7 protein-coding genes are annotated in these 7,574 nt (G+C 66.8%); 4 read left to right on the top strand and 3 right to left on the bottom strand.

Features of this window, described 5'->3' with window-relative positions:
• A partial coding sequence (locus A5659_RS24800) for a PPE family protein (RefSeq protein WP_067184944.1) occupies window positions 1-1,165 on the bottom strand: 1,165 nt, incomplete at its 3' end.
• Window positions 1,166-1,674: 509 nt separating this feature from the next.
• On the opposite strand from A5659_RS24800, the gene A5659_RS24805 reads away from it, so the two are divergent.
• From A5659_RS24805 to A5659_RS24820, 4 genes are all read left to right on the top strand, one after another.
• On the top strand, window positions 1,675-2,352 hold the full coding sequence (locus A5659_RS24805; protein WP_066871829.1) for a TetR/AcrR family transcriptional regulator: 678 nt from the start codon (window positions 1,675-1,677) through the stop codon (window positions 2,350-2,352).
• Window positions 2,353-2,474: 122 nt separating this feature from the next.
• Window positions 2,475-3,185, top strand: coding sequence for a TetR/AcrR family transcriptional regulator (locus A5659_RS24810; RefSeq protein WP_066871826.1), 711 nt, complete (start codon window positions 2,475-2,477; stop codon window positions 3,183-3,185).
• Window positions 3,186-3,300: 115 nt separating this feature from the next.
• Entirely contained in the window at window positions 3,301-5,307 is a 2,007-nt protein-coding gene (locus A5659_RS24815) for a hypothetical protein (protein WP_067184948.1), read from the top strand.
• A 22-nt stretch (window positions 5,308-5,329) separates the two neighbouring features.
• The gene (locus A5659_RS24820) at window positions 5,330-6,376 is read left to right on the top strand and encodes a polysaccharide deacetylase family protein (protein ID WP_067184951.1); all 1,047 of its coding nucleotides are present in this window, start codon (window positions 5,330-5,332) and stop codon (window positions 6,374-6,376) included.
• 12 nt (window positions 6,377-6,388) lie between these two features.
• On the opposite strand, the gene A5659_RS24825 is transcribed toward A5659_RS24820, so the two are convergent.
• Window positions 6,389-6,751 (bottom strand): PAS domain S-box protein, encoded by a 363-nt coding sequence (locus tag A5659_RS24825; protein WP_051445841.1) that lies wholly within the window; start codon window positions 6,749-6,751, stop codon window positions 6,389-6,391.
• A gap of 188 nt (window positions 6,752-6,939) precedes the next feature.
• Window positions 6,940-7,574: class I tRNA ligase family protein (locus tag A5659_RS24830; protein ID WP_156749359.1), on the bottom strand; the 635-nt coding region annotated here is incomplete at its 5' end.

Consider the following 7,574-nt stretch of genomic DNA (forward strand, 5'->3'; position numbering starts at 1 on the left):
GGATAACGCCGTATCGGGGTCCGAGCGATTTGCCCGTCGCGGCCGCCAGGCGCGGCAACGACCCCATGACGCTGGGGGGCACGTTCGCGCCGGCGAGGTTGATGGCGGGCAGCGCGGAGACGGCGCTGTTGGCGGCCGGGATCACGCTCGTCCAGCTCGCCGGCACGGCCAGCGGGCCCAGCGACGCGGCGCTGCCGAGGCTGCCGAAGACACCCGAGCCGAGCGAGCCGAGCGCGCCCGCGCCGGAGCTCGCCGCGCTGGCTGCCCCCGACGCCGCGGCCGCGGCCCCGCTGCTGGCGGCATTCGCCAAGCCCTGTGCGGTTTGGGCCATGCCGAGGATGGAGGACATCCCATACAGCGGGGTGGCCGCCGCCGAGAACGCGCTGGGAATGGCGCCGGGTATGCCCGACGCGAGGCCCGTCATGATCGACGAGTCGGTCGCCGTGCTCCCGGTGGTTCCGAGGGTGGTGCCGACGTCGCTGCCGGTGTCGGTCAGCATGGAGACGCTGGACTTCATCGGCGAGGAAAGCTGGTGCAGCGTGGTGGGCACCTTCGACACCACCTGGGCGAGGTTTGCCTGCTCGGTTTGCGCGGTGACCCGCCCGACCGTCGCGGCCTGCTCGGCCATCCCGCTCTCGTTGGTCATCTTGGGCGCCGGGTTGAACTGGGTCACCGAGCACGCGGCCGCGGAGCCCGCGGCGTACTCGTACATCGCCGCGGCGTCCTGCGCCCACATCTCGCCGTACTCGGCCTCGGTGGCCGCGATCGCCGCCGCGTTCTGGCCGAAGAAGTTGGTCGCGACCAGCATCGCGAGCTGCGCCCGGTTGGCCGCGACCGCCGGCGGGGGGACCGTCGCCACGAAGGCGGCTTCGTAGACCTCCACGGCGAGCCGCGCCTGACCGGCCGATTCCGCTGCCCGGGCGGCGGCCCCGGCCGTCCACGCCATGTACGGCGCGAACGCGGAGGCCATCGCCAGCGACGACGGGCCCATCCAGCGCTGGGTGGTCAGGCCCGCGATAACCGTGCGGTAGCAACTCGATGCGGCATGCAATTCGGCGGCCAGGCCGTCCCAGGCCACCGCGGCGGCGATCAGCGAAAGCGGGCCGGGTCCGGTGTACATCCGGATGGAGTTGATCTCCGGCGGAAGCGCTCCGAAATCGATCATTTCAGACCGTGACGGGCTGCCGGGCCGACGCGGCGCCGGCGGCGGGAGAGGTGGAGGCGATCGTCGGTGCGTCGACAATCCGCTGGTCAGCCGTGGTCCGTGGGCCGGTTGAGGCCTGTGACCAGCGGTTCGCCGTGACGAACGACATGTGCTTCCCCTTATGCGGTGCAGACGGTCGAGACGATGTTTAGGCCGTTACCAAACTGACGATCTGACAATAGCGTACAAAACATACTAATGGTTTGACAATAGCGTGTGATCTAGACCTCAGGTATTTACGCACGCGTCAAACGGGACAGCCGTATGACTGCTAACCTCTGGAGTGGGCTACATGTCTTGAGCGACACGGGTGCGTGTTCGCTCCCACCCCTGAAGAACCGAGGTAGTTGTGCCCTGCATGAGCAAGGCGTTCGACGACGTAACGGCGGGCGAAACGGCCCGCGGCGTCGGCCTCGGCCGAAACGGCGGCGCCCAACCCGCGCCGCGGGGTACCTGAGCTCGCGAGTGTTATGACGACCCATTCGACTGACGGACGAGCGGACGCGACCCGGCAACAGATCCTGCGGGCCGCATCCCACCAGTTCGCCCGGCGCCCCTACCACGACGTCGGTCTCGACGACATCCTCGCCGAGGCCGAGCTGACCAAGGGCGCCATGTACTTCCACTTCAAGTCGAAGCACGCCCTGGCCGTCGCGATCATCGACAGCCAGACCGAAGCCGGTGCCGTCGCCGTGCAAGAACTGATGACGCGCGGCCTCTCGGGCCTCGAGACCCTGATCGACTTCTCGTATCTGATCGCCATCAAGGACATCAAGACCGATGCCGTCAGGTCGGGACTGAATCTGATGGAGTCGGTCGGCCTCTCGGACGGGCTGCAGGCGAAGTTGTTCGATCAGTGGATCAAAGCCCTGGGCAGGGTCGCCGAGCAGGCCAAGGCCGAGGGCGATATCAACGATGAGTGTGACCCGCAGGACATCGGCCGCCTGATGGTTTCGCTGCACATGGGGCTGCGCAAAACCAGCGACCTGGACGACCCCGAGCGGTTCCTGCGCGACCTGGAGAAGTGCTGGTCTTTGCTGCTGACCGGGATTCTGCAAGCGGACCGCACCGAATACTTCCGCCAATTCCTCAGGCGGCGTGCGGCGCTCGCCATCACCACCAGTTCAGCGGATGCCGACGACCAGTAACGGCGCGGGCAGTTTGCACGGTCGGATCGTTGTAACGACTGATACTGTGAGCCGTCTTGCGGGCAATGTGAAACCAGATGAGCGCTCTGCGCATCCGATGAGATCCCGGAGGTGCGTGCACCATGGCGCGCCAAGTTCGCTCTGAAGCCACCCGCCGGAAGATCCTCGACTCCGCCATCGAAGTGTTCAGTGACGTCGGGTATGCCGCCGCCGGTTGGAGCACCATCATCGAGCGGACCGGAATGACCAAGGGCGCCCTCTATCACCATTTCGATTCGAAAGAATCGTTGGCGTCGAACATCATCGAGGAAGGCTCCGACACCCTTCTCAGCGCTTTCCGCAATGTCTGCGGATCGTCGTCGCCCGGGCTGGAGAACCTGCTGCACGGCACGTTCACGATCGTGGAGGTGCTGAGCTCGGACAAAATGGCCCGCGCGGCCGCGCAATTGGCCACGGCGTTAAGCGGATTCAACGCCGCGGCCTCGCGGTTCTACGCCAACTTGATGCTGGAGACGGCGCAAGAGGCTCGGCGGGCGATCAAAGAGGGAGACCTCCGCAACGAAATCGACCCCGACGTGCTCAGCGCGTCGGTCATCGGCACCATCTTCGGGGCGCGGTTGGTAGCCAACGCGATATCCAGCCACGGCAGGATCGGCAACATCGTCGGCGACCCCACCGAGCGCCTGCATCAGATCTGGAACCTGCTGCTTCCCGGTGTCGTCTCCGAGGCATCGCTGCCCTACTTTCAGCAATTCCTCCGGCGCGAAGAAATGCGTCATGCCGCGGCCAGGGCGTCCCGCGAGGACGCCACCGCGGAATCGCAAACCGATTAGATTTCGCCGATAGCCGGTGCCGAGGCGCCGCGGGATCTCGAAGAGGCGTTGCGAGATACCTTTTCGCGGTCGCCACGACGGCGATTCCGTTATTGGGGTTGAAGCGCTTTCAACAATGCATACTGTTCCGGTGATATACCGGAAATCTCTCGGTCGAGTAATTGCGCTGGCCGGTGTCGTCGGATTCTTGCTGATGAGCGCTCCGGCATCATGGGCTGCGCCGGCCGACCCGGCCCCGTCGACGGACTCGACGACGACCCTGTCGCTGCTCGACGTCGGGTCCGCCTCCACCCTGGAATTCTGGGGGCTGACGAGCAGCCAGCAGCTGACCGTGCCGGTGCTGCACGGCCTGACGCCGGCCGCTTTGAATACGACGGTCGAGCTGCCGATCAATCTGCGGTCGGGGATGATCACCGTGACGCAGGGGGAGCGCACCCTTGCCAGGCTGAACCTGCCCACCGCCGACCAGACACCGATCGCGATCCCGTTGGCGGGCGCGGAAGTCAACGACAATTGGCTGACGGTCACCGTGCACGCATACCTGGTTCCGGTGGACGGATACTGCCTGTATCAGGAAAGCCCCCTGCGGCTGACCAACGGAACCGTCACCTACACCGGGGCCGAATTGCCGCCGACCACCGTGGCCCATTTCCTGCCGCCGGTGCTGCGGAAGCTGAGCATCTATCTGCCGCAGTCGCCCTCGACGGCGGAGTCCGACACGGCAATTCAGCTCGCCGCCTCCGCCGCCGCGCACTACGGCAAGCAGGTTCCCGAGATCGTGGTGATCCCCCTGCAGGAAGGCCAGGCCGCGCCCCCGGCCCCGCCGCAATCGCTGGAGCGCCAGATCGTCGTCAAAGAGGGCCCGGACAACGGGCTTTCGCTGCAAGGCTCCTCCGGTGTGCCGTGGCTGTTGATGTCGGGGCCGTTGAACCGAACCGACGACTCGGACACGGCCGCGTTGTTCAGCGACGTGTCGGAGCTGGCCCTGTCGGCCAAGGCCACGCTGGATTCGCCGAAGCCCAAGGTGCAACTGCCCGGCAATACCGCCTCGCTGCGCGAGCTCGGACAGCCCTTCGCCAACTCGACCTCACTGCAACCGCGGGTGTCGATCGGAGTGGACCAGACCAGGTTTGGCCGATCCATCCACTCGGTGCGGGTGCATCTGCAGGGGTCCTACACCCCGACGTCGAACAACGGCGTCGGCCAGATCGCGGTGACGATCGGCCCGGAAACCATCGACCACTGGCCCACCGACGGCCACGGCACCATCGACCGCTGGATCGACGTGCCCGACCGGCTGCTGCAGCGCTACACCAACCTCGAGTTGGTACTCGACGTGGCGAGCAATGTCGGACACTGCGGCGACTTCTACACCGCCGGACCGGGAAATCAACTGCTCACCCTGAACATCAACGGCGACAGCACGGTTGAGAGCAGCCCCGCCGCGCCGCCGGTGCCCGACGGTTTTCAGTCGATGCCCCAAACCCTGATGCCCCGCGTCCAGGTCGGCATCGCCGAGCACTCGTTCGTCGACACCGTGCGCGCGCTCGACATTGTGGTGGGCCTGCAGCGAATCAGCTCGATACCGATCGACACCACTGTCACCGGTATCAAACAGGCGATCGACTCCTCCGATCCCGCACTGCTGATTTCCGCCGACGGGTGGAACCAGTCCGAGGTGGCGCTGCCGGTGGCCGCGGGGCCTAGCGGCCCGATCACCGTCAGCGCCGTCGGCCCCGGTGACAAGCCGGCCAAGCTCACACTGGACCCGGTGCTGCGGTTCGCTTCTCTGCAAACGGTTTTCAACCACGGGCGGTCGCTGCTGATCGCGACGTCCAACGGCGCGCCCGGGCAGCTCGACGAGCTGATCAGGTGGCTCAAGAGCGACAACAACAAACACTGGCAGCGGCTCAAGGGTGTCGCGGTGGTGTCGGTGCCCGGGCAAGACCCGGTGACCGTCGACCACCCGCCGCTGGCCGCCGGCGCCTCGGCCGGGGGATCGGCGAGCCATTCCAACCTCGACTGGCTGTACTGGTTCGGCGCGGGCTGGGTGGCGGTGGCCATCGTCGGCGCCGGGGTGATCCTGTGGCGGGTCAGGCGCGAATCATGGCGGCGCCGATAGCGTTTGACCGTCGATGGCGCGAATCAGGGACATCGAGATCCGCCCCGCCGTCAGGAACATCGCAGCCGCGGCGCTGTGCGCCGCCGGTGTCCCGGCACTCACCCGGCGACGACATCGCGACGCGCTCGCCATCGTGATGTTCCACGGCGTGGAAGACGCGCCGCTGTCGCCGCCCTGCTGGCATGTCGGCGGGATGGCGATGTACCGCCGCCAATTGGAGTACCTGCGCAAGCACTTCAACGTCCTCGCGCTCGAGGAGGCCCTGGCGGCCCTTGCCGACGGGACGCTGCCGCCACTCGCGGTGGCGATCACGTTCGACGACGGCACCGGCAACCTCGCGACCCACGCTCTGCCGGTGCTGCGCGAGTTGAACCTGCCCGCGTCGGTGTTCCTGGCGACGGGTCCGATCGGCACCGGCGAAACATTGTGGCCCGACCGGCTGTGGCTGGCGATCGCCCGCACCGCGGTGGCCGAAGTCGACTTGGCCGCACTGAAATTGGGGACGCGTTCGCTCGACGGCGACGCCAGGCGCGGCCGGGTCTACGCGGCCGCGGTGGAGGCGCTGAAGAACCTCGGCGACACCGAACGCGTCGCCGTGCTGGATGAGGTCCTGGCCGCGCTCGGGTACCGCGACGACGGGGACGCCGGCCCGTTCCGGATGCTCACCTGGGAGCAGGTGCGGGACATGGCCGGTGACCCGCTGGTGAGGCTGTATCCGCACACGGTGACCCACCCCATCCTTGCCCGGTGTGGCGACGACAAGGTCGAACGGGAGATCACCGATTCCTGTGTGGCGATCGAACGTGAGACCGGCTCAACGCCAAGGGTTTTCGCCTACCCTAATGGCCGGCCGCAGGATTTCGATGACCGGGCCAAGGATGTCTTGCGCCGCCGCGGGGTGCGCTGGGCGCTGTCCACCACACCGGGATTCGCCGATCGCGGCTGCGACCCGCTGGCTTTGCCGCGGCTGGCGGTCGGCGGCAACGCCACGTTCGACCATTTCCGGCTCACGGTCTGCGGCGGCCTGCCGCGGCGGCGGCACAAGCCCGGCGCGGCCGGCCGCCGCTAAGGGTCAGCGGCGCTAGCGCGCCTCTTCCCAGAGCTGTTCGGTCAGATCCTGGAACGCCGCGAGGGCGAACTGATCGTCCACCCGTCGCACGGCGGACTTGCTCATCATCGCGCGCACCACCGAGCCGTCCTTGTGCGCCAGTTCGACGACCATGTTCGCCAGCGCGTGCACCGTCGCCAACAGCGAATCCGAGGCGGGGGCCTGATGGAAGATCTGTTCGAATCGCAGCGACAGGGTCTCTTCCGGCTCGTAACCCATCATGTCGGCAAATGCGGTGTTGGCGAACAAGATACTGCCGTCGTCTCCGATCGCCAGCACCGGAACCGGGATCCGCTCCAGCACAACCAGTGCGGGCAGCTCCTTCAAGGTCGTCATCGGCGATTGGCTCTGTTGCCTGTTCTGGCGTCGTTCCACACCGAAGATTATGGTCTATGCCAGAAGTTATGTTGGACACATTTGTCCAAAGCGTTCCCGATGAATTGGCCGTGGCGCCGAACTCGCTTGCTCTTCAACCGAATTGTCCGGGTCTTCGACCGCTGGTCACGCGGCGTTGAGCGGTCCGCTCACTCGACCTGGTAGCGGGGGAACACCCCGGTCGGAGCGGGCAGCGCCGTGCCGGGCGCCAGGCGCGTGCCGATCGCGGCGAACGCTCGTTGGTCTTGCGCCTGCCCGAGCAGATCCAGCAGCTTGCCGGCCGAGTCGGGCATGACGGGCTGCACCAGCAGCGCGGCGATGCGCACCGCCTCGCAGGTGACGTACAAGACGGTGCGGAACCGCGCCTGATCGGCCTCGGACTCGCTCTTGCGCAACACCCAGGGTTGCTGCGCCGAGAAGTACCTGTTGGCCTCGCCGAGCATCAGCCAGATCGCTTCCAGGGCCAGGTGCATCGCCTGCGCGTCGAAATTGGACCGGACGCGTTCCAACAAACCGTCGGCCGTCGCGAGCAATTCGGTGTCGGCGGCGATCAGCTCGCCGGGTTCGGGAACGACCCCGTCGAGGTTCTTGGCGATCATCGACAACGACCGCTGCGCCAGGTTGCCGAGCTCGTTGGCCAGGTCGGAGTTGATCCGGGTGACGATGGCGTCCTCGTTGAAGCTGCCGTCCTGGCCGAACGGGACCTCGCGCAGCAGGAAATAGCGCACCTGGTCGACGCCGAGCGTGTCGATCAGGTTGATCGGGTCGACCACGTTGCCCACCG

The organism is Mycobacterium sp. 1165196.3, assembly GCF_001673415.1.
GTDB lineage: Bacteria > Actinomycetota > Actinomycetes > Mycobacteriales > Mycobacteriaceae > Mycobacterium > Mycobacterium europaeum_A.

Excerpts from the sequence above, each read along its gene's own strand:
- A5659_RS24810 (WP_066871826.1), top strand. The coding sequence starts at position 2,475 with ATGGCGCGCCAAGTTCGCTCTGAAGCCACCCGCCGGAAGATCCTCGAC.
- A5659_RS24825 (WP_051445841.1), bottom strand. The coding sequence starts at position 6,751 with ATGACGACCTTGAAGGAGCTGCCCGCACTGGTTGTGCTGGAGCGGATC.
- A5659_RS24805 (WP_066871829.1), top strand. The coding sequence starts at position 1,675 with ATGACGACCCATTCGACTGACGGACGAGCGGACGCGACCCGGCAACAG.
- A5659_RS24815 (WP_067184948.1), top strand. The coding sequence starts at position 3,301 with ATGCATACTGTTCCGGTGATATACCGGAAATCTCTCGGTCGAGTAATT.